Genomic DNA, 25534 nt, shown 5'->3' with positions numbered 1-25534 from the left:
CGCTGGGCCTTGCAGCCCGGCCATGGGGCGTTCAGCATGGGCCACCCCGGCCCGGAACGCCCTGATCGACTTCCCGGCCCGGAAAGTCTTCCCCCCCAGAACGCCTGACGCCAGAGTCCTGAACCATGTGCGAATTGCTCGGCATGAGCGCCAACGTCCCCACCGATATCGTTTTCAGCTTCACCGGCCTGATGCAGCGTGGCGGCGGCACCGGGCCGCACCGCGACGGCTGGGGCATAGGATTCTATGAGGGGCGTGGCCTGCGTCTGTTCCAGGAGCCGTCGGCGAGCGTCGAGTCCGAAGTGGCGCGCCTGGTGCAGCGCTACCCGATCAAGAGCGAAACCGTGATCGGCCACATCCGCCAGGCCAATGTCGGCAAGGTCTGCCTGTCCAACACCCATCCCTTCGTGCGTGAGCTCTGGGGGCGCAACTGGTGCTTTGCGCATAACGGCCAACTGACGGGCTTCGAGCCGCCGAAGGGCTTCTACTGCGCGGTAGGGGATACCGACAGCGAAGCTGCCTTCTGCGATCTGCTGAACCGCGTGCGCGGTGCCTTCCCCGAACCGGTGATGGCGGAAATCCTCCTGCCGGTGCTGATCCAGGCTTGCTTCGAGTATCGCCAGAAAGGCGTGTTCAACTGCCTGCTCAGCGACGGCGACTGGCTGTTCAGCTTCTGTTCCACCAAGCTCGCCCACATCACCCGCCGCGCGCCCTTCGGCCCGGCACGCCTGAAAGACGCCGACCTCACCGTGGACTTCCAGGCCGAAACCACGCCCAACGACGTGGTCACGGTGATCGCCACCGAACCCCTGACCGACAACGAAACCTGGAACATCTACCAGCCGGGCGAGTGGATACTCTGGCGCCGTGGCGAGATCGTCACCCAGGGCCGGACCTGATACGGAGAAACAGGGAATGTTGCGAAGCTACCTGCGCCTGGTCCTCTTCACCCTCGGGCTGCTGATCGGTGTGCAGGTGCCGGGTTTCATCGAGGACTACGCCCAGCGCGTCGACGCCCATCGGCTGGAAGCGGAGCAGGGGCTCAAGGGCTTCCGCGAGACTGCCCAGCGCTTCTTCCAGGGCGACCTGGTGGCGCTGGTAGCTCACTACCGCGCCAGCGACGACCCGGTGATGCGCAGCGACGCCGACAGCATTGCCCATCTGGTCGCCCGCAATGAGCTGATGCAACGGGAATGGCAGGCCCTGCAAGGGCCCTGGTACCAGCGCGCCTGGCACGTCCTGGCCACTGCCAACCCCGAACTGCGCCAGGAAACCCTCGCAGCCTACAGCTACCAGCTCCTGCTCAAGCCTGAAGCCATTGCATGGGGCCTGGGCGCCGGGTTGCTGTTGGCCTGGGTGGTGGAAAGCATTCTCCTGCTCATTGGCGCCGCCGCTGGGCTCGGCCGCAGCCGCAAGGTGCAGCAGCGACACAGGCTCTGAGTCCGGCACACCGGTCTGTGGGGCGATTTCAATCACGAATGAATTCGCTCACTGGACAGCATGCAGCCGGGTCGACGCTGCATCGGCTGACGCATGCCGGCGGTCGCCTGGACGCAATGCGAACAAGGCGGATTCGTAGTTGATTCCTATCTTGATTTAATATGCCCGTCCCTTCGATTGAGGCCAGCCATTCATGGATGTTCTCTTGCACCTCCATGAGCGCCTGTCCGAGTGGGTGATCGGGCCGGTCAGCGACCAGTTCGCCGGCATCTTCGATCTGAATGGCCGCTTCGGCGTGCTGTTCCTCGGTATTTCCTACGGTATCGCCTACGCACTGTTCCGCTTCAGGAAGCATCGTGGCCTTACCGAGGCGAGTTCCTTCTGGCAGTTCATCGGCGGTCGCCGGGTGTACTTCCACCGCTCGGCGCTGCTCGACTACCGCTACTACTTCGTCCGCGCCATCCTCAAGGTCACCCTGGTATTGCCCATAGTCGGTCTGGTCGACCCGCTCATACTCCGTTCCGGGGACTACATCGCCTTCTTTACCAACCTCTGGGGCGCTCGCCCGCAACTGGGCGAGAACCTCGGGCTATCCCTGCTCTTCGGGCTGGGCGTATTCCTGGTGAAGGACTTCGTCCACTACTGGGCTCACCGGGCCTTCCATTCCCGTTGGCTTTGGGCCTTCCACAAGGTCCACCACTCGGCGCCCGTGCTGGTGCCGGCGACGGCGAGCCGGGTCCACTTCGTTGAGAAGATCGTCGAGAAGCTGGCCGTCGGCGTGGTCCTCGGCCTCTACGTTGGCGCCTTCTGGTACACCTGCGGCGGCGAGATCAGCCGCTACACCCTGTTCGGCGTCACCTACCTGGTGTTCATCTGCAATGCCCTGGCGGCGAATCTGCGTCACAGCCATGTCTGGCTGTCGTTCGGTCCTGTGGTCGAGCATGTGCTGAACAGCCCGGCTCAACACCAGATCCACCACAGCGACGCCCCCAGGCACTTCAACAAGAATTTCGGCACCAACCTGTCACTCTGGGACTGGATGTTCGGCACCCTCTACGTCACCAGCTCCAGACCGGAGGACCTTCGCTTCGGCACCCTGGAAAAGGACCACGACCGCTACCTGACGATCTACAGCCTGATCGTCACTCCATTCGTGGATACCGCGCGCAAGCTCGCCAGGGTGAAACAGCCGCAGCGATTTCCGCTGCGCAATGGCTGAGCCGAACCGGCGCTTGGACGTTGGCCCCGTTTAGCCAACTTCGCCGGCTCGGCCAGCGTGGGATGCTTCGCTAGCGCCGTTCGATACGGCGGGAAGAAGAACGGAACGCTCGGCCAGTTCCTCCTACAAGCGGATCGCCTTGGGTGTGCAGCCGGTCAACTTGGCGAGCTTTCCGATATACATGGCAGGTTTCTCATCCGTGAGGGGAGTGATTGCAAGCGGTACCTATGGCTGATGGTCGGTTAGGTTCCCGCGCTGCTCAAGACTCGCGGCCGTGGGCCGTCGCGGCCAACTGCCCGGTGTCTACCCGCACGAAGACGGAGTCGCCGACGGCGGTCAGCAGTTCTCCCGCGTAGACCTCGCAGATCACCCGGGTCTTGCGGCCCGGTTCACCCTCAAGCCGGGCACGCAGCAGCAGCGGCACGCCCATGGGCGTCGGCTTGATGAACTTGATTCCGAGGTTGCCGGTGACGCACTCGATACGCGGCAGGCTGCCGGGCTCGCGGCCTTCTGCACGGTAGTGGTAGGCCATGGCGGTCCAGTTGGAGTGGCAGTCCACCAGCATGGCGATCAGCCCGCCATACACCAGGTCCGGCCAGCCGCAGTACTTGGCATCCGGCACGTGTTCGGCCACGACGTGTACGCCGTCCTCGTGCCAGTGGCTCTTGATGTGCAGTCCGTGATGGTTGCGACCGCCACAGCCATAACAGACGCCGTCCGGCGCGGCGATGTCCTGCAGGGAGATGTCTTGCATGATCGGCTCGTCTCGAAGAAATACGCGCCAAGCCTAGCGGCTTTGGCAACAAAGCAGAACGGGCCCCGCAGGGCCCGTTCTCATTTCGACAGGAACTTCATCCCATCCTCCAACCCCTGCAGGGTCAGCGGGAACATCTGCTCGTTGATCAACTCGCGGACGATGTTGGTGGAGGAGGTGTAGTTCCAGGTGTCCTTGGGGTAGGGGTTGATCCAGATGAGCTTCTTGTACTTCTCCATGAAGCGTTTCATCCAGGCGTAGCCCGGTTCTTCGTTCCAGTGTTCGACGCTGCCGCCGGCCTGGGTGATTTCGTAGGGGGCCATGGCGGCATCGCCGACGAAGACCACTTTGTAGTCCGGACCGTACTTGTGCAGCAGGTCGAGGGTGGCGGTGCGCTCGGAGGTACGGCGCAGGTTGTTCTTCCACACCGACTCGTAGACGAAGTTGTGGAAGTAGAAGTACTCCAGGTGCTTGAACTCGGTCTTGCACGCGGAGAAGAGTTCCTCGCAGACCTTCACGTGGGCGTCCATGGAGCCGCCGATATCCAGCAGGAGCAGCAGCTTCACGGTGTTGCGACGTTCCGGGCGCATCTGGATGTTGAGCAGGCCGGCATCCTTCGCGGTGTGGTCGATGGTGCCTTCCAGATCCAGCTCTTCCGCCGCGCCTTCACGGGCGAACTTGCGCAGGCGGCGCAGGGCGACCTTGATGTTGCGGGTGCCGAGTTCCACCTGGTCGTCGAGGTTCTTGTACTCGCGCTGGTCCCAGACCTTGACGGCCCGGCCCTGACGCTTGCCGGCATCGCCCACGCGGATGCCTTCGGGGTTGAAGCCGCCGGAGCCGAAGGGGCTGGTGCCGCCGGTGCCGATCCACTTGTTGCCGCCGGCGTGGCGTTCCTTCTGTTCTTCCAGGCGCTTCTTGAACTCTTCGATCAGCTTGTCGAGGCCGCCCAGGGTCTGGATCTGTGCCTTTTCCTCGTCGGTCAGCATGCGCTCGAACTCCTTGCGCAGCCATTCCTCGGGAATCAGCGCCTGGAGGTAATCGTCGAGCTTTTCCAGGCCCTTGAAGTAGGCGCTGAAGGCACGGTCGAACTTGTCGAAATGGCGCTCGTCCTTGACCAGCACCGTGCGGGCGAGGAAGTAGAACTCGTCCATGTCGGCGAACACCACGTTGTGCTTCAACGCGTTGATCAGGTCCAGCAGCTCACGGACCGAGACCGGTACCTTGGCTGCGCGCATTTCATTGAACAGGTTGAGCAGCATGGCTGCACCCTCGTTGTTTATCGGTAAGGCCTCAGGAGCGAGACTCCTGGGGCAGGCCGTCGGCGATGGCGTACCAGTCGGCCTTCGATTCCACGTAAATGTGCTTCTGCGCTATCTCGCCAAGTGGCGAGTCCAGCGTACCCAGGGCCACTGATGTCCAGTTGGGCTGGGGCTGATCGGCGAACCATTGCAGGTTCGAGCCGCACTGCCGGCAGAAGGTCCGGGTCACACCAGGGGAGGAGTGGAACTCGGCCACTTGATCCAGCCCCTGGGTGAAGCGGAAATTCGCCCGGCGCACGTTGCCGTAGCTGGCGAACGCCGCCCCGTGGCCCTTGCGGCACTGGCTGCAATGGCAGTGGGTGGCGGATTCGATGGGCGCGTCGATCTCGTACTTCACCGCGCCGCACAGGCAACTGCCGTGGTGCATGGCTTCAACCTCCTGCGTTCGGCCGGGTTTCCCTCACCCCGGCCCTCTCCCGGTGGGAGAGGGGGGAATACCGGATTCAGCGGCTGGCGCGGCGGCTCATGAAGGCCAGGCGCTCCAGCAGTTGCACGTCCTGCTCGTTCTTCACCAGGGCACCGGCCAGCGGCGGGATGGCCTTGGTGGGGTCACGCTCGCGCAGCACGGCTTCGCCGATGTTGTCGGCCATCAGCAGCTTCAGCCAGTCCACCAGTTCGGAGGTGGAGGGCTTCTTCTTCAGGCCCGGGACCTTGCGCACGTCGAAGAACACGTCCAGCGCCTCGGCCACCAGCGAGTTGCTGATGTTCGGGTAATGCACGTCGACGATCTTCTGCAGGGTGTCGCGATCCGGGAAGGCGATGTAGTGGAAGAAGCAGCGGCGCAGGAAGGCGTCCGGCAGTTCCTTCTCGTTGTTCGAGGTGATGATGATGATCGGGCGCTGCTTGGCCTTGATCGTCTCGTTGGTCTCGTAAACGTAGAACTCCATCTTGTCGAGTTCTTGCAGCAGGTCGTTGGGGAACTCGATGTCGGCCTTGTCGATTTCGTCGATCAGCAGGATGACGCGCTCCTCGGACTCGAACGCCTCCCACAGCTTGCCTTTCTTGATGTAGTTGCGAACGTCGTGGACCTTGTCGGAATCCAGCTGGGAATCGCGCAGGCGACTCACCGCGTCGTATTCGTACAGGCCCTGGTGCGCCTTGGTGGTGGACTTGATGTGCCAGGTGATCAGCTTGGCGCCGAAGGCGGCGGCCAGTTGTTCGGCCAGCATGGTCTTGCCAGTACCCGGTTCGCCCTTGACCAGCAGCGGGCGCTGCAGGGTGATGGCGGCGTTCACCGCGAGCTTGAGGTCGTCGGTGGCGACGTAGGACTGGGTGCCTTCGAACTTCATCAGTGAATCCTCGGACGTGAGACTCCGGTTGGAGTACCGGACGGTTCAGTATTTGGGAAAGGGCTGACTATAACGCGCGCACGAGTCGACTGTGAACGCAGACGATTCATTCAGTCACTGAATGGGCGGTCACTCGTCTGTATTGGCGCAATCGTCATGGCGGGCTAGTCGTTCCGCTTGGGCGGGGCCAGTTCGAAGCGGGCGGTAAAGGCTTCGATGAAGGCGTTGCGCAGGATGGCCAGGAAGGCCTGGATGGCGCTGACGTCCTGGCGATGAATATTTCCGCGCAGCTCCACGCGAGTGGCGAACTGGTCGCGCTGCTGGTTCTTCAATACCGTTTCGCCGCCGCCCACCAGGGCTTCCCAGAGCGAGCGGAAAAAGCCCTTGTCGGTGTTTTCCACGTCCTGTTGCCAGTCGAACACATCGACGTTGTGCAGCAACGGCTTCACATAGCCGCTGAGCAGACCGTTGTCGGCTCGTGCTTCGATAACCAGGTCGCCCGTACCAGCCTTGAAGTCGAACTTGCCGTAGGCGCGGGAGAAGTCATTGAGCTTCGGCAGGTCGATCTTGCGGGCGCGCAGGCGCAACTCGAAGTCATTGAAGTCCTTGAACGGATCGAAGGTCGCCTCGACCTCCAGCGGTGCATTCCCCAGGACCTTCGCCTTGCCTTCCAGGCGCGCCACACGCTCGCCCTTGCTGTCAGTGACGTTGGTCAGGTTGTAGATGCTGGCGTTCACCTCGGTGGCTTCGATGTCCACCTTGGGCCTGGATTTGAAGTTGTGAAAGGAAACGCGGCCATTCACTACTCGCACTTCGTTGAGGGTGATGGGCAGCAGTTTGTTCAACTGGTCGCGCCAGTCGGTGCCGGCGCCGGTCTGGGATTCTTCCTTGTTGGCACCGCCATCGACGAAGTTCAGCTCAGGCCCCTCGAAGACCACCTGGGCGACCACGGCATGGTCATTCCAGAGCGAGTGCCAGCTCACCGCCAGGTCTACGCCCGGTGCGTCCAGGAAGGGCACCGGCACCTTGCCGCCAACCTTGATGATGGACAGTCCATTGATGCGATAGGCGCCGCGCCACCAGGCGAGGTCGACGTCGGCAATCTGGCCGTGGTACTCGCCCATGGAGGCGAGCCTGTCGTTGAGATAGTTGCGGATCAGCACGGGCAGGGCGAGATGGACCACCACCAGCAGGAGGACCAGGATCGCGCCAAGGGTCAAGCTGAAGCGTCGTTTCATGGGGGCTTGCGCCGGGGAGCCTGTTTTGCAGTGGACTGCGCCGGCTCGGCATGAGTTCGGCTGGACTGACGTGACCAGCGGGCATACGCTTCCCAGCTTTCAATCGACCCCAACCACTAGGGACAGGATCAATGAGCCGTATCCACGCAGATAACTCGCAAGCCATCGGCAACACCCCGCTGGTTCGCATCAACCACCTGGGGCCGCGAGGCGTGACCATTCTCGCGAAGATCGAGGGACGCAACCCCGCGTACTCGGTGAAGTGCCGCATTGGCGCCAGCATGATCTGGGATGCGGAAGCGTCGGGTCGCCTGAAGCCCGGCATGACCCTGGTGGAGCCCACTTCCGGAAATACCGGCATCGGCCTGGCCTTCGTCGCCGCCGCGCGTGGCTACAAGTTGATCCTCACCATGCCGGCGTCCATGAGCCTGGAGCGCCGCAAGGTACTCAAGGCCCTGGGTGCCGAACTGGTGCTGACCGAACCGGCCAAGGGCATGAAGGGCGCTATCGAAAAGGCCAGCGAACTGGCGAGCGCCAACCCCGAGCAGTACCTGCTGCTGCAACAGTTCGAGAACCCGGCCAACCCGGCCATCCACGAGAAGACCACCGGCCCGGAAGTCTGGAATGACACCGAGGGTGCCGTGGACGTGCTGGTGGCGGGCGTGGGTACCGGCGGCACCATCACCGGCGTGTCGCGCTACATCAAGCAGACCTGCGGCAAGCCAATCATGTCCGTGGCCGTGGAACCGGTGAATTCCCCGGTCATCAGCCAGACCCTGGCCGGCGAGGAAGTGAAGCCGAGCCCGCACAAAATCCAGGGCATCGGTGCCGGATTTGTGCCGAAGAACCTCGACCTGACCATGGTCGACCGCGTCGAACAGTGCACCGACGACGATGCCAAGGCCGTGGCCCTGCGCCTGATGCGCGAGGAAGGCATCCTGTGCGGTATCTCTTCCGGCGCCGCCATGGCGGTGGCCGCGCGCATGGCGGAGCGTCCGGAAATGCAGGGCAAGACCATCGTGGTGATCCTGCCTGACTCGGGCGAGCGCTACCTGTCCAGCATGCTGTTCGATGGCCTGTTCACCGAACAGGAACTGCAACAGTAGGTTGGCCCGAGCTCAGCGAGGCCCAACGTTCGGGCGGTGGGCCTCGCATCGTTGGGCTTCGCTACGCTCTGACGGAGCGCCGCCCGCCACAACCTACGGCTGAATGGGTTCGTAGCTCCCTGACTCATAGCTCACCCCGTGACGCACGCGGGGTGGGCCATCGCCTTCGTGCAGCATGGTCAGGTTGTCGATGATCGCCTTGTCGGCGATGGTCAGGCGATCCAGCATCCGCAGGTGCTGCAGCCAGTTCTCCACCACCATGGTTTCCTGCCACAGCTCCGGCTCGCTGGCATCGCGATAGAGCGCCCAGCGTTCGGCCCCGTTGCGCAGGCGCAGGCGGCGAAGCGGGCGACTGGCGCGGACGAAGTCGCGGGTGCGCTCCTGGGGAATGCGGTATTCGATGGTCACCAGCACGGAGCCCCGGTCCGGGTCGAAGGCGAAGCTCGGCTGGCCGGGCTGCGGACTGTCGGCATGGGCGATGCTCGAGGCGTCCAGCTCCGGCAGGCGACGCGGGTAGAGCAGGAAGGCGCAGGCGATCATCAGGCAGCCGGCGCTGAACAGCGCACCCTTAACGCCCATACTCTCCGCCAGGTGGCCCCAGAGGTACGAGCCGAGCGCCAGGCCGCCGTAGATTGCGGTCTGGTACAGCGCCAGGGCACGGGCCTTGACCCAATCCGGCACCAGGATCTGCACCGCCGAGTTGTAGCTGGCCACCGCCGCGATCCAGCAGATACCGCCCACCAGCAGGGCGGGGAAGATCACCCAGAGGCTGTCCAGTGAGCCCAGCGCCAGCATCACCACGCCGAATACCAGGCCGGCGAGGCTGATCAGCTTGCTGGTGCCGATCAGCAGGCGTCCCCGATTGACCAGCAGGCTGCCGCTGATGGCGCCGAGTCCCAGCGCGCCGAGCATGTAGCCGTATACCGCGGCGTCGCCATCCGGATTGCGGTGCGCCAGCAGTGGCAACAGTGCCCAGACGGCGCTGGCGGAAATGCCGAACGAGAACGAGCGCAACATCACCAGGCGGGTGACGCTGGAGTACTGGGTGAAACGCAAGGCCGCCACCACCCCCTGCATCAGGCCTTCGGGCGGCAGGGCGCGGGCGGGGATTTCGCGGCGCCATTGCCAGATCGCACCGATCAGCGCCAGGTAGCACAGGCAGTTGAACAGGAACACCCAGGCCGGACCCACGGCGCTGAGCATCAGCCCGCCCAGGGCCGGACCCGCGGCGCGGGCGACGTTGTAGTTGACGCTGTTGAGCAGCACCGCGTTGCCCAGCATCTCGCCCGGCACCTGCTCGCTCACGGCCGCCTGCCAGGCGGGGATGGTGATGGCGCCGCCGATGCTGATCCAGAGGATGGAGACAATCAGCAGGATCGGGTCCAGATAGCCGAGGAAGGCGATGGCGCTGAGGAAGATGGCGCCGCTCATCTCGAAGCAGAGTCCGGCGAGCATGATCTTGCGCCGGTCATGGTTGTCCGCCAGCACGCCCGAGAGGATCGACATCAGCACCAGGGGCAAGGCCGAGGCGACCTGGATCATCGCCACCTGCAAGGGGCTGGCCTGGGCCTCGGTGACGACCCAGGCGGCGGCCACCGATTGCGCCCAGGTGCCCAGGTTGGCGAACAGGTTGGCGATCCAGATGATGCGGAATGCGGCGATTGTGAAGGGGCTGAACAGGCCCTTGCGTGAAGGGGCTTCAGGTTCGGTGTCGAGGGGGAGATCGTTCTTCGGTGAGACGGACTGGAGCATAGCGGCCATCCTTGCAGTTCGCGGCCCCGGGCAGGCGGGCCGGTCAAGGCAGAAGTGTAGACGCCGCCCATGGCCCGGTTTTGCGCTGGATCAGGCTTCCTCGCGGGCACGCTGGGACTTGCCGCGCATTGTCACTGGCGGCGCTGATGGAGAAGCTGGAAGCCCCGCACGACGGGGTCTCGATCCACAAGCAGCCAGGACACAACGACAATGACACGTTCCTTCGCGCCCCTCCTTCTGACGCTGGCCATGTCCGCCGCCGCCCAGGCGGCCGATACGGTGAAGATCTACAACTGGAGCGAGTACATCGCCCCGGACACCGTCGCCAACTTCAGCAAGGAAAGCGGTATCCAGGCCAGCTACGACGTCTATGACAGCAACGAGACCCTCGACGGCAAACTGATGACCGGCCAATCCGGCTACGACGTGGTGGTGCCGTCCAACCACTTCATGGCCAAGCAGATCCGGGCCGGCGCGCTGAAGAAGTTGGACAAGAGCCAGCTGCCCAACTGGAAGAACCTCAACCCGGTGTTGCTCAAGGCGCTGGAAGTGAACGACCCGGGCAACCAGTACGGCTTCCCCTACCTCTGGGGCAGCACCGGCATCGGCTACAACGTCGACAAGGTGAAGGCCGTGCTGGGCGAAAACGCCCCGGTGGGTTCCTGGGACCTCTTCTTCAAGCCGGAGAATATGGAGAAGCTCGCCAAGTGCGGCGTCGCCGTGCTCGACAATGGCCCGGAACTGCTGCCCATCACCCTCAACTACCTGGGCCTGCCGCACCACAGCCAGAAACCCGAGGATTACAAGACGGCGCAAGCCGAGCTGATGAAGGTGCGTCCGTACATCACCTACTTCCATTCCTCGAAGTACGTCAGCGACCTGGCCAACGGCGATATCTGCGTGGCGGTCGGCTTCTCCGGTGACATCCTCCAGGCCGCCACCCGTGCCAAGGAAGCCAACAACGGTGTGAACATCCAGTACTCGACGCCGAAGGAAGGCTCGCCCATGTGGTTCGACATGGTCGCCATGCCCGCCGATGCGCCTGACGAGGCGGCTGGCTATGCGTTCCTCAACTACCTGTTGCGCCCGGACGTGATGGCCGGCATCAGCAACTCGGTGCATTACGCCAACGGCAACGCCGCGGCTGATTCGCTAGTGGAAGCCGAAATCAAGTCCGACCCGGCCATCTACCCGCCGGCCGACGTGATGAAGAACCTCTTCGCCCTGGAGTCCATGCCACCGAAGATCGATCGCGTGCGGACCCGTGTGTGGAGTGCGATCAAGACGGGGCGTTGATCCCTCTCCGGTGAATCTGTTGGAGGATTCACCTTGTAGGGGCGAATTCATTCGCCAAGGGCTGCGTAGCAGCCCCATCAGGCTGAGGGGCAGACCTTCGGCCTGCTTGGCGAATGAATTCGCCCCTACAGAAAACCGCCCCGCAATTAACCCGCCGATTTAACCGCAGCCGGCACCGCCGCCGGCTTGAGCACCAGCCACAGCGCCAGGGCGATCAGCACGCCGCCTTGCAGGTGCGCCATCGACACCGATTCATCGAGCAGCAGCACGCCCCAGAACACGCCGAACGGCGGAATCAGGAAGGTCACGGTCATGGTCTTCACCGGGCCGACATTGGCGATCAGGCGGAAGTAGAGGATGTAGGCGAACGAGGTGCAGATGAATCCCAGGGCGGCCAGTGCCAGCCAGGTGCCCGGTTGCATGAGCGGTGCCAGCGGCATGTTCGGCGCATCCCAGGCGAACACCGGCACCAGGCAGAGGGTTGCGCCGATCTGGCAACCGAGGGCCACCATCCCGCTGTCCATGCCGCCGGCCTCGGTGATCCAGCGCTTGGTCATGAAGCCGGCGAAGCCATAGCAGGTGGTCGCCACCAGGCAGGCGGCCGCACCCCAGAGCAATTGGGCATCGAAGGCCACGGGGCCGGTGCGGGTCAGTACCGCCACGCCAGCCAGGCCCATCAGTACGCCGAGTGCCTTGCTGCCGGTGAGTTTTTCGCTGAAGAACAACGCCCCGATCAGTACGCCCATCAGCGGCGTCGTCGCATTGAAGATGGCCGAGTAGCCGGCCGGTAGCACCTTGGCCGCGAGGGCATACATGGCTGCCGGAACCCCGGAACTGACGATGCCGATCACCAGGGTCTTGCCCAGCTTGCCGCGAAAGTCCCAGTCGCTGCGCAGCACCGCAAGGAGCACGGCCAGGCCGATGGCCGATAGCAGCACCCGCAGGAAGGCGGTCGGCAGCGCGCCGATTTCCGGCACAAGCATGCGGATGAACAGGAAGCTGGCGCCCCAGATGGCGGCGAGGCTCAGCAGGCGGACGAGATCGGCGGGTTTCATGACAGGCTCCGGGCAGTGGAGCCGGCACGATGCGCCGCCCCGGTTGGCGGCGCAATCTACAACTTGCTTTCAAATTGGCGGAACAGTTTGGTGATGTGACGGCCGTGGGGCGAGCCTTTGTAGGGGCGAATTCATTCGCCAAGGGCGGCGCAGCTGCCCCACCCGTTGGAATAGGGCGAACCTGCGGGCCGCTTGGCGATTGAAATCGCCCCTACAGGGAAAAGACGTTCCCGTTCGCGTGCCGAATCAGAAGCTCTTGCTCGCACTTGCCACCCAGTTCGCCGTGCAGACGTCGGTGAACCCGTAGTTGCTGGCGCATTGGGCCTCAGAGAGGTCTGTGTCGACATAGGAGAGGCCCCAGGTGACGCCGAGGAAGTCCCGGGTCAGCTTCGCCTTCCACTCGTGAAAACTGTCGGTGCTGTCGCCATTGGTGGACCAGAACATCGGGTCCTTGAAGTCCATTCGTCCGTAGCGCAGTTCGAGGCCGACCTCCAGGGGCAGGCGGGTCTCGTAACCGACATAGCTGTAGAGCGCGTCCTGGTCTTCGCCGAATACCGTCGAGGCGTCGTTGGAGTAGTAAGCGCCGAGCTTGAAGCCATAGGCGCCGAGGATGGCGTAGACCTCGCTCTGGTTGAACTGGCTTTCCTTCGGGTAGCTGTACTTGATGTAGCCGAGGTCCAGGTTCACCTCATCCGTGGCCTGCCAGTACCAGCCTGCGTAGTAGTCCACTTCCTGGCGGGTCTTCAGGCCGAAGCCGTAGTCCACGTTGGAGGTCCAGGCGCCGGCGTAGAGGCCGCTGCTGTGCAGCAGTGTGGCGCCAGCCTGGGCGGCCGGGTCGTTCTGGGTCTGGGAAATGCCACGGGTGCGATAGTCGCTGAGGACGGCCAGGTCGACTTGCACGGAAAAGTCATCGTTGAGTTGCAGGGCCTGGCAGGCGAGCGGAGCCAGGGTGAGGGCGAGGAGCGTGATGCGGCGCATGGGGATACCCGTTGTTGTGATTGTTCTGGCAGATGCGGGCAAGGCTCCGCCCGGCCCCCGCCGTGGGGCGGGAGCAGAGCGGGAGCGGGTGGTGCTTGTTGTCAGAGAGCGGCGTTGAAGACTTCGCGGCCGCCGAAGTAGGTCTTGAGGACGCGGGTTTCGGCGAGGTCCTTGTCGGCGACGCTGAGCACGTCGCGGTCGAGGATGATGAAGTCGGCCTGCTTGCCGGGAGCGAGGGAGCCGATCTGCTGTTCCAGACCGATGGTGCGGGCGGCGTTGAGGGTGTAGGCCTGGAGCATCGTTTCGCGGTCGATGCGTTCGTCGGCGTTGAGCACGCCCTTGGGTCCTTCGCGGGTCACCGCCTGATAGATGGCCTGCCAGGGATTGGGCGAGGAAACCGGCCAGTCGCTGGCACCGGCAATGGTCGCGCCCTGTTGCAGTAGCGAGTGGGCCGGGTACTGGTAGCGGAAGGCGAAGGCGCTGACGTAGGGCTTGACCATGTCCAGGGTGTACTCGTCGCCCGAGGCCCAGAGCAGCTGCATGGAGGCGATCACATCTAGCGGCTTGAAGCGGGCGAACTCCTTCGGATTCACCAGTTGCAGATGGGTGATGGAGTGGGCGATGCCGCTCTGGCGATCCTTGCGCGCCTGCTCGATACCGTTGAGGGATTCACGCACCGCACGGTCGCCGATGGCGTGGATATGTACCAGCCAGCCACGGGCGTCGGCCGCGCTGACCAGTTCGCCGAAGTGGGCCGGGTCGATCAGCAGCTCGCCTTTCGTCTGCGAGTTGTTGTACGGGTCGATCAGCGCCGCGCTCTGCGCTGGGTATTCCAGCACGCCGTCAGCGAACACCTTGATGCCGGGCAGGGTCAGGTTGGGAATGCCCTGGAAGCGCTGGCGCACCTTGTCGAGGGTATCCAGGTCGGCGGGACGACTCTTCGGGTTGGCCACCAGCAGGGCGGCGACGTGGGCGCTCAGATCGCCCTTGTCGGCCAGGGCCTTGTAGGCCGGCAGGACGCCGACGGACTTCTCGGTCGGCTTCAGCGCGAAGATCGCTTCGCCCGGCGCGGCGTTGGCGGCCGGGTCCATCCAGGCGGTGATGCCCTGGCTGTTGTTGTATTTCACCGCGGCCTCGCCTGCGCGCAGCAGCTCCTCGGCGCTGACCGAAGGCATGGCGGAGGCGATGCGGTCCCAGCCGGCATCTACCACGAATCCGTTGGGTTTGCCGTCCTTGCCAATGCCCACAGTGCCTCGTTCGGCTTCCGGCAGGGAGGCAACCAGCGCGGCATTGACGCCAGCGCGGTCTAGCATGGCCTGGTTGGCCCAGCCGGTGTGGTGGTCGCTGCCGATGAACACCACCGGCACTTTCGCCCACTCGCCGTTGTTGAAGATGCGCCCCAGTTCCTTGGCCTTGCTCCAGTAGGTGGAGCTCACGCCGGCCACGCTCAGTACGCCGCCATGGCGGGCGGTGCCGTCGTCGCGCCAGCCGCGCAGGCGTTTTTCCAGATCCGCCAGGGCCACGTTCTCTTCGCTGTCGAGGTTGGCCGAGGTCATTTCAAGGCCACCGAAGATGGCGTGAGAGTGGGTATCGATCAGACCCGGCAGCAGGCGCTTGCCGGCCAGGTCGATGACCTGGGTGGACGCGTCGGCCAGGGCCTTGATCTCGGCATCGCTGCCCACCTTCAGCACCTTGCCGTCCGCCACCGCCATGGCCTGCGCGGAAGGCCGGGAGGGATCGGCGGTGTAGAGCTTGCCATTGAGCAACACCAGGTCGGCGGCTGCCATGGACTCCATCGAGGAAAAAGCCAGCGCCAGTGCCAGCACGGTGGGCTTGAAGTCTTTCATGGGTGAACCTCTTGTTTTTATTGATCTGGCAGCGAGACTAGCGACTCGACCGGGGCGGCAGAACGCCCGAAACGTGCAAAAGCTTTTTTCCTGAATGGAAAAACCATGGACAAGTTCGGTGCCATCACCATGTTCGTCGCCACGGCGGATTTCGGCAGTTTCAGCCGTGCCGCCGAGCAGCTCGGCAAGACTCCTTCGGCCCTGACCAAGGCCGTCAGTCATCTGGAAGAAGAACTCGGCGTTCGGCTGTTCGAGCGCAGCACCCGGCGCACGGTGCTGACCGAAGCTGGGCGGATTTATCTGGAAACCGCGCGCCAGGTCCTGCAGCGCCTGCAGGACGTGGGGGAGGAGGTGGGCCAGTTGCAGCACGGGCTGCATGGCAGCCTGCGGCTCACGGCGCCGCTGGCCTTCGGGAGGGCCTTTCTCGATGAAGTCTGCGTCGGCTTTCTCGCCGAGTACCCCCAGATTCGCCTGCGGGTGGACCTGTCCGACGACTTCGTTGACCTGGTGGAATCCGGCTACGACCTGGCTCTGCGGGAGGGCCGCAGCGACCAACCGGGGATGATCGCCAGGGCAGTGGGGAGCAATCGCCTGGCACTGTGCGCCAGCCCGGCCTACCTCGCCCGCAACCCCCTGCCGGTGACACCAGAGACCCTCGATCAGCACGACTGGCTGCTCTACTACCACGCGGCCCTGGATCGCACCTGGTGGTGGGTGGAGCGCGACGGCCAGCGCCTGAGCCTGCCCAGGCCGCCGGCGCCGCGCATGGACAGTGACAACCACGACCTGCTGATGGCCAGTGCCCTGGCCGGTGTCGGCCTCTACCACGTGCCGCTGTGGAGCGCCGACCCTTATCTCGCCGATGGCCGGCTGGTGCGCCTGATGGCCGACTACGAGATCGACCCCGACGCCTTCGGTTCGCAGATCCTCGCCGTCTACCCCAGCCACCGCCGTGCAACCGGCAAGGTGCTGGCGTTCATCGACTACCTGGCGCGCTACCTGGAGCAGCGTGGGTTGGCGTGAGCCGCTAAACGTGGAATGCCTGTAGGGGCGATTTCAATCGCCAAGCAGGCCGTAGGCCTGCCCTTTGACTCCTGAGGGAGCACTGCGTGCTCCTTGGCGAATGAATTCGCCCCTACACAATCCACCGTCGGAGTCAGGTGCCACACCGATGGTGGAAATGAAGAGCGATTTCCACCCTACGCACCGGGGATACCTCGCCCTGACTAGAAACGCTTACTCACACTCGCCACCCAGGTCGAACTGCACACATCGGTGAAACCGTAGTAGCTGGTGCATTCGGACTCGGACAGGTCGGTGTCGATGTAAGCGATACCCCAGGTGACGCCAACGAAGTCGCGGGTCAGCTTGGCTTCCCACTCGTGATAGGCGTCGGAGCTTTCGCCGCGGGCGGACCAGAACAGCGGGTCCTTGAAGTCGTTGCGCCCGTAACGCAGTTTCAGGCCTACATCCAGGGGCAGGGTGTTCTCGTAGCTGATGTAGCTGTAGAGCGTGTCCTGCTTCTCGCCGATCAGGTTCTTCGCGTCGTTGGAGTACTGGGCGGCGATCTTGAAGCCGTAAGCGCCGAGGATCGCGTACACCTCGCTCTGGTTGAACTGGTCTTCCTTCGGATAGCTGTACTTGATGTAGCCGAGGTCCAGGTTCACCTCATCCGTGGCCTGCCAGTACCAGCCCGCGTAGTAATCCACTTCCTGGCGGGTCTTGAGACCGAAGCCGAAGTCCACGTTCGAGGTCCATACCCCGGCGTACAGGCCGCTGCGATGGAGCAGGGTGGCGCTGGCCTGGGCCGCCGGGTCGTTCTGGGTCTGGGAAATGCCACGTGTGCGGTAGTCGCTGACCAGCGCCAGGTCGACCTGCAAGGAAAAATCGTCGTTCAGTTCAATGGCCTGGCAGGCGAGTGGAGCCAGGGTGAGCGCAAGGAGGGTGAAGCGTTTCATCGAGGGTTTCCCGTTGTTGTGATTGTTCGGGCAGATGCAGGCAAGGCTTCGCCAGCCCCCGCCAAGTGGTGGGGGATGAGTGCGAAGCAGGGTCTTTCTTGTGTTTAGAGCGCGGCGTTGAAGACTTCGCGGCCGGCGAACCAGGTTTTCAGCACCTGGGTGTCGCGCAGGGCTTCGGGCTCGACCTGGAACACGTCGCGGTCGAGGAGGATCAGGTCGGCCTGCTTGCCGGGTGCGAGCGAACCGATCTGCTTGTCGAGGCCAATGGTGCGGGCGGAATTGAGGGTGTAGGCCTGGAACATGGTTTCCCGGTCGATTTCCTCGGCGGCGTTCAGCACGCCTTTCGGACCCTTGCGGCTGACGGCCTGGTAGATCGCCTTCCAGGGTTCGGGCGTGGTCACCGGCCAGTCGCTGGCGCCGGAGATGGTCGCTCCATTCTTCAACAGCGAGCGGGCCGGGTACTGGTACTGGAAGGCCATGGCACTGATGTAGGGCTGCACCAGGTCGATGCTGACTTCATCGGCGCTGGCCCAGTAGAGCTGCATGGACGCGATCACACCGAGCGGCTTGAAGCGGGCGAATTCCTTCGGGTTGACCATCTGCAGATGGGTGACCGAATGGGCGATGCCGCTTTGCCGATCCTTGCGCGCCTGCTCGATGCCGTTCAGGGATTCGCGCACCGCGCGGTCGCCGATGGCATGCACATGCACCAGCCAGCCACGGGCGTCGGCCGCGCTGACCAGCTCGCCGAAGCGCGCCGGGTCGATCAACAGCTCACCGCGCTTGTTCGAGTTCTTGTAAGGATCGAGCATCGCTGCGGTCTGAGCCGGCACTTCGGCTACCCCATCGGCAAAGACCTTGATGCCGGGCAGGGTGAGGTTGGGCAGGCCCTGGAATTGCTGACGCACCAGGTCGAGGGTGTCCAGGTCAGCCGGCTTGCTCTTCGGATTGGCCACCAGCAGGGCGGCGACGTGGGCGGTCAGCTCACCTTTCTCGGCCAGTGCCTTGTACGCCGGCAACACGCCCAGGGTCTGGGCGGTGGGTTTGAAGTCGAACAGGGGCTCGCCCGGTGCGGCATTGGCGGCCGGGTCCATCCACGCGGTGATGCCCAGGCTGAGGTTGTAACGCAGTGCCGAGCGAGCGGCCTTCAACAGTTGCTCGGCCGAGGCTGGCGGGAGCTGCGCCATCACCGGATCGAGCCCGGCATCGGCGAGGAAACCATTGGGCCGGCCGTCGGGATGGTGACCAATGGTGGCCTGTGCTTCGCCCTTCAGGCCCTTCACCCTGGCCGCATCGATACCGGCGCGCTTGAGCATGGCCTGGTTGGCCCAACCGGTGTGGTGATCCCAGCCGAGGAAGAAAATGGGCACGTCGGCCCATTCGCCCTGGTTGAAGCGTTGTTCCATCTCGGCTACCTGGCCCCAGGCAGCTGAAGGCATGCCGCTGACGCTGAGCGCTTCACCATGCCGCGCCTTGCCGTTGTCGCGCCACTGACGCAGGCGCTGCTCCAGTTCCTCCACGGGGATCAGTTGGCCGCCCATGGAGGCCGAGTCCAGTTCGAGGCCGCCGAAGATGGCGTGGGAGTGGGAGTCGATAAAGCCCGGCATCAGTACCTTGCCGCCAATATCGATTACCTGGGTGCCGGATTCCTTGAGACGCAGGACTTCGGCATCACTGCCCACGGCGCGCACCTTGCCGTCTTCCACGGCCACGGCCTGTTGCAGGGCCTGGCCGGGTTCGGCGGTGTAGACCTTGGCGTTGTGCAGGATGAGATCGACCGCCGCGAAGCTTTCCATCGAGGAACAAGCCAGCGCGACGGCCAGGAGGGTAGGGGCGAAGGTTTTCATCGGGCGATTTCCGGTTCTTGTTGGTCTGCCGGTGAGCCTAACCAAGCCGGCGAAGCGGCAGAATGCTATGTTCTCGCACAACTTTTGTGCCGATCCGGAACAGATCAATGGACAAGCTCAGCGCGCTCAACATGTTCGTCGCCACCGCCGAGTACGGCAGCTTCAGTCGTGCCGCCGAGCAGATCGGCAAGACACCCTCGGCGCTGACCAAGGCGGTCGGGCATCTGGAGGCCGAGCTGGGTGTGCGCCTGTTCGAACGCACCACCCGTCGCATGGCGCTGACCGAGGCCGGCCACATCTACCTGGAAGGTGCCCGGCAGGCCCTGATGCAACTGCAACTGGCGGGCGAAGAAGTGGATCAGTTGCAGGACGAGTTGCGCGGCAGCCTGCGCCTCACCGCACCGCCTTCCTTCGGACCGGCCTTCCTGAGCGAGGTGTGCTGCCGCTTCATGAGCGAACACCCGCAGGTGCGCCTGGAGGTGGACCTCAACGACGCCTTCGTCGACCTGATCGATGGCGGCTACGACCTGGCCCTGCGCGACGGGCCGACTGACCTGCCCGGGCTGATCGCCCGGCCGCTGACGGAAAACCGTATCTACCTGTGCGCCAGCCCCGACTACCTGGAACGCAAAGGCGGGACGGTGACCCTGGAAAACTACTTGCAGCACGACTGGCTGATCTTCCAGCATCCGTTGCTCAACCGGCACTTCTGGTGGCTGCTGCGAGACGGCGAGCGCATGCGCTTGCCGCAGCCCGTGCCTAGAATGGCCAGCGACAACTACGACTTTCTGCTCGCCTGCCTCCTGGCCGGCCACGGCTTGCAGGTGATGCCGCAATGGAGTGCGGCGCCCTACCTGGCCAGCGGCGAACTGGTTCGGGTGATGTCCGACTACGAGCTGGAGCCCGACGCCTTTGGCCCGTGGGTTCATGTCCTCTACCTGGCCCATCGCCGCCGCACCCGCAAGGTGCGGGTATTCATCGAAATGCTGGAAAGCTGCCTGCGGGAGAAGGGGATTGCCTGATTTCTGTAGGGGCGATTTCAATCGCCAAGCAGACCGCAGGTCTGCCCCTGAGCGGTAAAGGGGTAGCTACGCCGCCCATGGCGAATGAATTCGCCCCTACAACGAGCAATTTTTTCTGGATAAGCTCGCCTTTCCCGTGACCGCAGCCGAGAACAATTCCATGGCGCAGCAATGGCCGGCAGAAGGCATCGCCCGACTGATCCTCGATGGCTTCGATGATTACCGTGAGCATTTCCGCCAGATCACCGATGGCGCCCGTGCCCGCTTCGAGGAAGCCCAGTGGCAGGCCACGCAGCTTGCGGCGGCCGAGCGGATCGCCCTCTACGAAGTGAAGGTCGGTGAAACCAGCGCGCGGCTGCGTGCGGCCTATGCAATGGACGAGCTGCTGGATGTGCAGCTCTGGCCCCTGGTGAAGAGCGCCTACATCGGTCTGATCGATGTGCGCTTCGACGATGAGCTGTCCGAGACCTGGTACAACTCGATCTTCTGCAGCCTCTTCAGTCATGACCTGATCAGCGACGGCTGCATGTTCATCCACACCACCCGGCCGTCGTTGCGCGTCCACGAGCGCGCGCCGCAGACCCGCAGCTATCGCCCCGCGGGTCGGCTGCATGCGGCGCTTTCGGCAATACTCGACGACTTCCGCTTCGACGTGCATTACGACGATCGCGCCGGTGACATCGAACGCCTCGAAGCCCAGCTGCGCGAGAACTTGCCGGACTGGGTGTGCAAGGACCCGGAGCTGTGCATCGAACTCTTCGCGTCCCCGCTGTTCCGCAACAAGGGCGCCTACCTGGTAGGCCGCATCTACACCCGCGACGAACAGTGGCCGCTGGTGATGCCGTTGCTGCACCGCGAGGGGCGCGGCATCCAGGCCGACGCCATGATCACCGACGAAGCGGAAGTGTCGATCATCTTCTCCTTCACCCGTTCCTACTTCATGGTGGATGTCGCCGTGCCGGCTGAGTTCGTCGGCTTCCTCAAGCGCATCCTGCCGGGCAAGCACATCGCCGAGCTGTACACCTCCATTGGCTTCTACAAGCACGGCAAGTCGGAGTTCTATCGGGCGCTGATCAACCACCTGGCCAACACCGACGACCGCTTCATCATGGCGCCAGGCGTGCGCGGCATGGTGATGAGCGTGTTCACGCTGCCGGGCTTCAACACCGTGTTCAAGATCATCAAGGACCGCTTCGCCCACGCGAAGACGGTGGACCGAAATACCGTGATCGAGAAGTACCGCCTGGTGAAGAACGTCGACCGGGTTGGGCGCATGGCCGATACCCAGGAGTTCGCCGACTTCCGCTTCCCCAAATCCAAGTTCGAGCCGGAGTGCCTGGCGGAGCTGCTGGAAGTGGCGCCGTCCACCGTGGCGCTGGAAGGCGACGTGGTGCTGATCCGCCACTGCTGGACCGAGCGCCGCATGACCCCGCTGAACATCTACCTGGAAAGCGCCAGCGAGGCCCAGGTGCACGAGGCGCTGTATGACTACGGCCTGGCCATCAAGCAACTGGCGGCGGCAAACATTTTCCCCGGTGACATGCTGCTGAAGAACTTCGGTGTCACCCGTCACGGTCGCGTGGTGTTCTACGACTACGACGAAATCTGCTACCTCACCGAGGTGAACTTCCGCATCATCCCGCCGCCGCGTTACCCGGAGGACGAGATGTCCGCCGAGCCCTGGTATTCCGTGGCACCGAACGACGTGTTCCCCGAGGAGTTCCCGCGCTTCCTCTTCGCCGATATCGGCCAGCGCCGCTTGTTCGCCAAGCTCCATGGCGACCTCTATGACGCCGCGTACTGGAAGACACTGCAGGTGGCCATCCGCTCCGGCAAGGTGATCGACGTCTTCCCCTACCGGCGGCAGGAACGGGAACTCACCGAGGCCATACAGTAGGGATCATGGTCGAGCACACCTTCTCCCGCGCGACCTGGCTCAACTCCCTGCACATGTCGGCACTCACCGCCGCACTGTTACAGGAGGAGGGCATCGGAACCGCGGATGTACTGGCCGGCAGTGGCATCAGCGAGCAGGATCTGCTCGAGTTGCAGCGCCTGATCAACCCCGAGCAGGAGCAACAGGTCTACGCCAACGCCGTGCGCCTGCTGCCGCGTCCCGCCCTGGGCCTGACCCTCGGCCTTCGCACGCGTATCTCCGCCTATGGCCTGCTCGGCTACGCGATGCTTTCCGCGCCGACCTTCGGCGAAGCATTGCGCGTCGGCCTCAGTTACCCGGTGCTGCTGGGGACTTACTTCCGCCTGGCCCTGGAGCAGGACGGCGATACCGCCTGGCTCAGCGCCTGCGGTTACAGCGAGGACGAATCCCTGCGGGCATTCAACACCGAAGTCTGCCTGGGCTCGCTCAAGGTCACCTTTGCTGACCTGCTGGGGCAGCCACTTCCATTGCGTGCGGTGCAGCTGGACTACCCCGCCGGCAGCGGCATGCTGCGCCCCTATGCGCGTGGCTTCGGATGCCCGGTGAGCTTTGGCGCCAGCCGCAGTGCGATGGGTTTCGATGCCGCCTGGCTGGCCCGGCGCCTGCCGCTCGCCGACCCGGTGACGCACAAGGAAATGCTCGAACAGTGCCGCCGTCAGAACGTCGAGTTCGCTGCCCGTCGTGCCTGGCTGGAGCGGGTGCGCGGCTTCCTCGCCGCACGCCTGCAGGACCCGCCAGGACTGGAAGAGCTGGCCCGGCAGATGAACTGCTCGTCCCGCAGCCTGCGCCGCCACCTCGCCCAGCAACAGACCAGCTACCAGCAACTGCTGGACGAACTGCGCTTCACCCGTGCCAAGGAAATGCTTCAGCAAGGCGACATGCCTATCTACCGCATCGCCGAAGAACTCGGCTTCAGCGAAACCGCCAGCCTGCGCCACGCATTCCAGCGCTGGAGCGGGCAGCCGCCGAGTCATTTCCGGGGTTGATGGCGGAGGGGTGGCCGTGTAGGGGCGATTTCAATCGCCAAGCGGACCGCAGGTCCGCCCTAGGCGGTGTCGGATTGGCGTCGTTGCCCGTAGGTTGGGCTTCGCGTAGCTCAGCCACAACCTACGGAGGCTGGCGAGGTGCAGCGACATGGAAGGGGTTACTGGCCATTCATGTTGGCCATATCAATCCCCTATTGGCCGTCCTTGCCACTGCGCAAACACCCCCGATTGCCCACAGAATCCCTCCATCAATAACAAGACCCAGATGAGGTGCCCCCCATGTTGACCGTCTACAGCGACGATCACCGTCTCCATTTCGGCCAGTCGGAACTGGTCGATGGCAAGCTCCAGCCCTGCTTCGAAATGCCCAGCCGCGCGGACACCGTGCTGGCACGGGTTCGCCAGCAGGAAATCGGTGAGGTGATCGAGCCGAAAGACTTCGGCCTGGAGCCGGTCCTGCGGGTGCATGACGCCGCCTACGTGGAGTTCCTCAAGGGTGCCTGGGATCGTTGGGCCGCCGAAGGCCATAGCTGCGACATGCTCCCCAGCACCTTCCCGGCGCGCCGCCTGCGCCGCGACGGCCCCATTCCGACCGCGCTGCATGGCCAGCTCGGCCATTACTGCTTCGACACCGAAGCGCCAATCACTGCTGGCACCTGGCAGGCCGTGTACAGCTCCGCCCAGGTGGCGCTGACCGCCCAGGACCACATGCGCCAGGGTGCCAACACCGCCTTCGCCCTCTGCCGTCCGCCGGGACACCACGCCGGTAGCGACTTCATGGGCGGCTACTGCTTCTTCAACAACGCTGCCATCGTCACCCAGGCCTTCCTCGACCAGGGCGCCAAGCGGGTGGCCATCCTCGACGTCGACTACCACCACGGCAACGGCACCCAGGAGCTGTTCTACGAGCGCAGCGACGTGCTCTTCGCCTCGATCCATGGCGATCCGCTGGTGGAATACCCCTACTACCTGGGCCATGCCGATGAGCGCGGCGAAGGCGAGGGCGCCGGCTTCAACCACAACTATCCGCTGCCCCACGGCACCGGTTGGGACGGCTGGTCCGCCGCCCTCGACGATGCCTGCCGCAAGATCGCCGCTTACGCGCCGGATGCCCTGGTGATTTCCCTGGGTGTGGACACCTACAAGGACGACCCGATTTCCAAGTTCAAGCTGGATTCGCCGGACTACATCCGCATGGGCCAACGCATCGCCGCACTGGGCCTGCCGACCCTGTTCATCATGGAAGGCGGCTACGCGGTGGAGGCCATTGGCGTGAACGCGGTGAACGTGCTGCAAGGCTACGAAGGGGCCGCCCAATGAAGGCCCGCATCCTTCTGGCAGGGGCTCTGCTGGGCGCTTCGCTGAGCGCTGTCGCCGAGCCTGAAGTGCGCATCTACAACTGGTTCGACTACATCGGCCCGAACACCCTGAAGGATTTCCAGGCCGACAGCGGGATCAAGCCCCAGTACGACGTCTACGACAGCAACGAAGTGCTGGAAGCCAAGCTGCTTTCCGGCCATTCCGGCTACGACCTGGTGGTGCCCAGCGACGGCTTCCTGCCCAACTACATGAAGGCGGGTGTGTTCCAGCCGCTGGACAAGAGCAAGTTGCCGAACTGGAAGAACCTCAATCCGGCGCTGCTCAAAGTGCTGGCCGCCAAGGACCCGGGCAACCAGTACGTGATGCCCTACATGTGGGGCACCAACGGCATCGCCTACAACGTCGACAAGGTGAAGGCGGTGCTGGGTGAAAACGCGCCGGTGGATTCCTGGGAGCTGATCTTCAACCCGGACAACCTGGCGAAGCTCAAGCAATGCGGCGTGGCCTTCCTCGACTCCCCCACCGAGGTGATTCCGGAAGTCCTGCATTACCTGGGCCTGTCACCCAACAGCCGCAACCCCGCGGACTACGAGAAGGCCGAGGCGCTGTTGGCCCAACTCCGGCCGAACATCACCTACTTCAGTTCGTCGAAGTTCGTCACCGACCTCGCCAACGGCGAAGTCTGCGTGGCCCTGTCCTGGTCGGGCGGTGCGATGCAGGCGGCCGCCCGTGCGAAGGAAGCCGGCAATGGGGTGAAGGTGGAGTACCGCATTCCCAAGGAAGGCACCGCGGCCTGGTTCGACGTGCTGGCGATTCCGAAGGACGCGAAGAACGTCGAGCAGGCTCACGCCTTCCTCAACTACTTGCTGCGCCCGGAAGTGGTGGCGCCGATCTCCGACCATGTCGCCTACGCCAACCCCAACCAGGCGGCAGACTCGTTGATCTCGGCGGAACTGCGCGACAACCCCAACGTCTACCCGCCGGCGGAGGTGCAGGCCAAGCTGTTCTCGGTGGAGATGCTGCCGCCGAAGCTGGAGCGCATCCGTACCCGCACCTGGACCAAGATCAAGACCGGGACCTGACGCCGGTATCTCGTAGGATGGCGTAGAGCGAAGCGAAACCCATCAGCGGATCGATGGGTTTCGCGGGCTCTACCCATCCTACGGTTCTTC

Annotated in this window: 21 protein-coding genes and 1 pseudogene; 11 read left to right on the top strand and 11 right to left on the bottom strand. The window is 64.0% G+C overall.

Features of this window, described 5'->3' with window-relative positions; translation table 11 throughout:
- Positions 1–125: 125 nt before the first annotated feature.
- The 3 genes from MnOB_RS14620 (at position 126) to MnOB_RS14610 (ending at position 2659) form a co-directional block, all read left to right on the top strand.
- Positions 126–899: a class II glutamine amidotransferase gene (locus tag MnOB_RS14620; RefSeq protein ID WP_077524953.1), complete on the top strand. Its 774-nt coding sequence runs from the start codon at positions 126–128 to the stop codon at positions 897–899.
- Between the two features lie 16 nt (positions 900–915).
- Complete coding sequence (locus MnOB_RS14615; protein WP_077524952.1) at positions 916–1440, top strand: DUF2937 family protein; 525 nt, start codon at positions 916–918, stop codon at positions 1438–1440.
- A 193-nt stretch (positions 1441–1633) separates the two neighbouring features.
- Positions 1634–2659 carry a sterol desaturase family protein gene (locus MnOB_RS14610; protein WP_077524951.1) on the top strand — a complete coding sequence of 342 codons (1026 nt, stop codon included), beginning with the start codon at positions 1634–1636 and terminating at the stop codon, positions 2657–2659.
- Between the two features lie 259 nt (positions 2660–2918).
- Here the strand turns inward: MnOB_RS14610 and MnOB_RS14605 are convergent, their stop codons facing one another.
- From MnOB_RS14605 to MnOB_RS14585, 5 genes and pseudogenes are all read right to left on the bottom strand, one after another.
- Complete coding sequence (locus tag MnOB_RS14605; RefSeq protein WP_077524950.1) at positions 2919–3413, bottom strand: PaaI family thioesterase; 495 nt, start codon at positions 3411–3413, stop codon at positions 2919–2921.
- An 80-nt stretch (positions 3414–3493) separates the two neighbouring features.
- A complete protein-coding gene (locus tag MnOB_RS14600) occupies positions 3494–4672 on the bottom strand; it encodes a vWA domain-containing protein (RefSeq protein ID WP_077524949.1) in 1179 nt (392 codons plus the stop codon).
- A 31-nt stretch (positions 4673–4703) separates the two neighbouring features.
- Entirely contained in the window at positions 4704–5099 is a 396-nt protein-coding gene (locus MnOB_RS14595; RefSeq protein WP_077524948.1) for a GFA family protein, read from the bottom strand.
- Positions 5100–5175: 76 nt separating this feature from the next.
- Entirely contained in the window at positions 5176–6021 is an 846-nt protein-coding gene (locus MnOB_RS14590; RefSeq protein WP_077524947.1) for an AAA family ATPase, read from the bottom strand.
- 164 nt (positions 6022–6185) lie between these two features.
- Positions 6186–7262, bottom strand: a pseudogene (locus MnOB_RS14585) (DUF748 domain-containing protein); the annotation flags it as partial.
- A gap of 128 nt (positions 7263–7390) precedes the next feature.
- Between MnOB_RS14585 and cysK the strand changes: the two are divergent.
- Positions 7391–8365, top strand: a complete 975-nt coding sequence (gene cysK, locus MnOB_RS14580; protein ID WP_077524945.1) for a cysteine synthase A — start codon at positions 7391–7393, stop codon at positions 8363–8365.
- A 93-nt stretch (positions 8366–8458) separates the two neighbouring features.
- On the opposite strand, the gene MnOB_RS14575 is transcribed toward cysK, so the two are convergent.
- On the bottom strand, positions 8459–10117 hold the full coding sequence (locus MnOB_RS14575; protein ID WP_077524944.1) for an MFS transporter: 1659 nt from the start codon (positions 10115–10117) through the stop codon (positions 8459–8461).
- Between the two features lie 210 nt (positions 10118–10327).
- Between MnOB_RS14575 and MnOB_RS14570 the strand changes: the two genes are divergently transcribed.
- Entirely contained in the window at positions 10328–11413 is a 1086-nt protein-coding gene (locus MnOB_RS14570; protein ID WP_077524943.1) for a polyamine ABC transporter substrate-binding protein, read from the top strand.
- 146 nt (positions 11414–11559) lie between these two features.
- Here the strand turns inward: MnOB_RS14570 and MnOB_RS14565 are convergent, their stop codons facing one another.
- The 3 genes from MnOB_RS14565 to MnOB_RS14555 all read right to left on the bottom strand — a co-directional run bounded on the left by MnOB_RS14565 (position 11560) and on the right by MnOB_RS14555 (position 15293).
- Complete coding sequence (locus MnOB_RS14565; protein WP_077524942.1) at positions 11560–12468, bottom strand: DMT family transporter; 909 nt, start codon at positions 12466–12468, stop codon at positions 11560–11562.
- A 246-nt stretch (positions 12469–12714) separates the two neighbouring features.
- A complete protein-coding gene (locus tag MnOB_RS14560) occupies positions 12715–13446 on the bottom strand; it encodes a TorF family putative porin (RefSeq protein WP_077524941.1) in 732 nt (243 codons plus the stop codon).
- A gap of 101 nt (positions 13447–13547) precedes the next feature.
- A complete protein-coding gene (locus MnOB_RS14555) occupies positions 13548–15293 on the bottom strand; it encodes an amidohydrolase (protein WP_077524940.1) in 1746 nt (581 codons plus the stop codon).
- 105 nt (positions 15294–15398) lie between these two features.
- On the opposite strand from MnOB_RS14555, the gene MnOB_RS14550 reads away from it, so the two are divergent.
- A complete protein-coding gene (locus tag MnOB_RS14550) occupies positions 15399–16316 on the top strand; it encodes a LysR family transcriptional regulator (RefSeq protein WP_077524939.1) in 918 nt (305 codons plus the stop codon).
- A 203-nt stretch (positions 16317–16519) separates the two neighbouring features.
- On the opposite strand, the gene MnOB_RS14545 is transcribed toward MnOB_RS14550, so the two are convergent.
- Both MnOB_RS14545 and MnOB_RS14540 read right to left on the bottom strand, forming a co-directional pair.
- Positions 16520–17251, bottom strand: a complete 732-nt coding sequence (locus MnOB_RS14545) for a TorF family putative porin (protein ID WP_077524938.1) — start codon at positions 17249–17251, stop codon at positions 16520–16522.
- 104 nt (positions 17252–17355) lie between these two features.
- Complete coding sequence (locus tag MnOB_RS14540) at positions 17356–19098, bottom strand: amidohydrolase (RefSeq protein WP_077524937.1); 1743 nt, start codon at positions 19096–19098, stop codon at positions 17356–17358.
- Between the two features lie 107 nt (positions 19099–19205).
- Between MnOB_RS14540 and MnOB_RS14535 the strand changes: the two genes are divergently transcribed.
- From MnOB_RS14535 to MnOB_RS14515, 5 genes are all read left to right on the top strand, one after another.
- Positions 19206–20120: a LysR family transcriptional regulator gene (locus MnOB_RS14535; protein WP_077524936.1), complete on the top strand. Its 915-nt coding sequence runs from the start codon at positions 19206–19208 to the stop codon at positions 20118–20120.
- Positions 20121–20280: 160 nt separating this feature from the next.
- Positions 20281–22017, top strand: coding sequence for a bifunctional isocitrate dehydrogenase kinase/phosphatase (aceK, locus tag MnOB_RS14530; protein ID WP_077524995.1), 1737 nt, complete (start codon positions 20281–20283; stop codon positions 22015–22017).
- Between the two features lie 5 nt (positions 22018–22022).
- Positions 22023–23042, top strand: a complete 1020-nt coding sequence (locus MnOB_RS14525) for an AraC family transcriptional regulator (protein WP_077524935.1) — start codon at positions 22023–22025, stop codon at positions 23040–23042.
- 279 nt (positions 23043–23321) lie between these two features.
- Positions 23322–24362: a histone deacetylase family protein gene (locus tag MnOB_RS14520; RefSeq protein WP_077524934.1), complete on the top strand. Its 1041-nt coding sequence runs from the start codon at positions 23322–23324 to the stop codon at positions 24360–24362.
- Complete coding sequence (locus MnOB_RS14515; RefSeq protein ID WP_077524933.1) at positions 24359–25444, top strand: extracellular solute-binding protein; 1086 nt, start codon at positions 24359–24361, stop codon at positions 25442–25444. The genes MnOB_RS14520 and MnOB_RS14515 overlap by 4 nt, the downstream gene beginning before the upstream one ends.
- Positions 25445–25534 lie beyond the last annotated feature (90 nt).

Source organism: Metapseudomonas resinovorans (assembly GCF_002003485.1).
In the GTDB taxonomy this organism is placed as follows: domain Bacteria; phylum Pseudomonadota; class Gammaproteobacteria; order Pseudomonadales; family Pseudomonadaceae; genus Metapseudomonas; species Metapseudomonas resinovorans_D.
Note: the sequence above shows the minus strand (reverse complement) of the source record. Positions and strands in the feature narration are given on the sequence as shown.

Coding starts and splice junctions, on each gene's coding strand:
- MnOB_RS14620 (WP_077524953.1), top strand. CDS start 126: ATGTGCGAATTGCTCGGCATGAGCGCCAACGTCCCCACCGATATCGTT.
- MnOB_RS14615 (WP_077524952.1), top strand. CDS start 916: ATGTTGCGAAGCTACCTGCGCCTGGTCCTCTTCACCCTCGGGCTGCTG.
- MnOB_RS14610 (WP_077524951.1), top strand. CDS start 1,634: ATGGATGTTCTCTTGCACCTCCATGAGCGCCTGTCCGAGTGGGTGATC.
- MnOB_RS14605 (WP_077524950.1), bottom strand. CDS start 3,413: ATGCAAGACATCTCCCTGCAGGACATCGCCGCGCCGGACGGCGTCTGT.
- MnOB_RS14600 (WP_077524949.1), bottom strand. CDS start 4,672: ATGCTGCTCAACCTGTTCAATGAAATGCGCGCAGCCAAGGTACCGGTC.
- MnOB_RS14595 (WP_077524948.1), bottom strand. CDS start 5,099: ATGCACCACGGCAGTTGCCTGTGCGGCGCGGTGAAGTACGAGATCGAC.
- MnOB_RS14590 (WP_077524947.1), bottom strand. CDS start 6,021: ATGAAGTTCGAAGGCACCCAGTCCTACGTCGCCACCGACGACCTCAAG.
- cysK (WP_077524945.1), top strand. CDS start 7,391: ATGAGCCGTATCCACGCAGATAACTCGCAAGCCATCGGCAACACCCCG.
- MnOB_RS14575 (WP_077524944.1), bottom strand. CDS start 10,117: ATGCTCCAGTCCGTCTCACCGAAGAACGATCTCCCCCTCGACACCGAA.
- MnOB_RS14570 (WP_077524943.1), top strand. CDS start 10,328: ATGACACGTTCCTTCGCGCCCCTCCTTCTGACGCTGGCCATGTCCGCC.
- MnOB_RS14565 (WP_077524942.1), bottom strand. CDS start 12,468: ATGAAACCCGCCGATCTCGTCCGCCTGCTGAGCCTCGCCGCCATCTGG.
- MnOB_RS14560 (WP_077524941.1), bottom strand. CDS start 13,446: ATGCGCCGCATCACGCTCCTCGCCCTCACCCTGGCTCCGCTCGCCTGC.
- MnOB_RS14555 (WP_077524940.1), bottom strand. CDS start 15,293: ATGAAAGACTTCAAGCCCACCGTGCTGGCACTGGCGCTGGCTTTTTCC.
- MnOB_RS14550 (WP_077524939.1), top strand. CDS start 15,399: ATGGACAAGTTCGGTGCCATCACCATGTTCGTCGCCACGGCGGATTTC.
- MnOB_RS14545 (WP_077524938.1), bottom strand. CDS start 17,251: ATGAAACGCTTCACCCTCCTTGCGCTCACCCTGGCTCCACTCGCCTGC.
- MnOB_RS14540 (WP_077524937.1), bottom strand. CDS start 19,098: ATGAAAACCTTCGCCCCTACCCTCCTGGCCGTCGCGCTGGCTTGTTCC.
- MnOB_RS14535 (WP_077524936.1), top strand. CDS start 19,206: ATGGACAAGCTCAGCGCGCTCAACATGTTCGTCGCCACCGCCGAGTAC.
- aceK (WP_077524995.1), top strand. CDS start 20,281: ATGGCGCAGCAATGGCCGGCAGAAGGCATCGCCCGACTGATCCTCGAT.
- MnOB_RS14525 (WP_077524935.1), top strand. CDS start 22,023: ATGGTCGAGCACACCTTCTCCCGCGCGACCTGGCTCAACTCCCTGCAC.
- MnOB_RS14520 (WP_077524934.1), top strand. CDS start 23,322: ATGTTGACCGTCTACAGCGACGATCACCGTCTCCATTTCGGCCAGTCG.
- MnOB_RS14515 (WP_077524933.1), top strand. CDS start 24,359: ATGAAGGCCCGCATCCTTCTGGCAGGGGCTCTGCTGGGCGCTTCGCTG.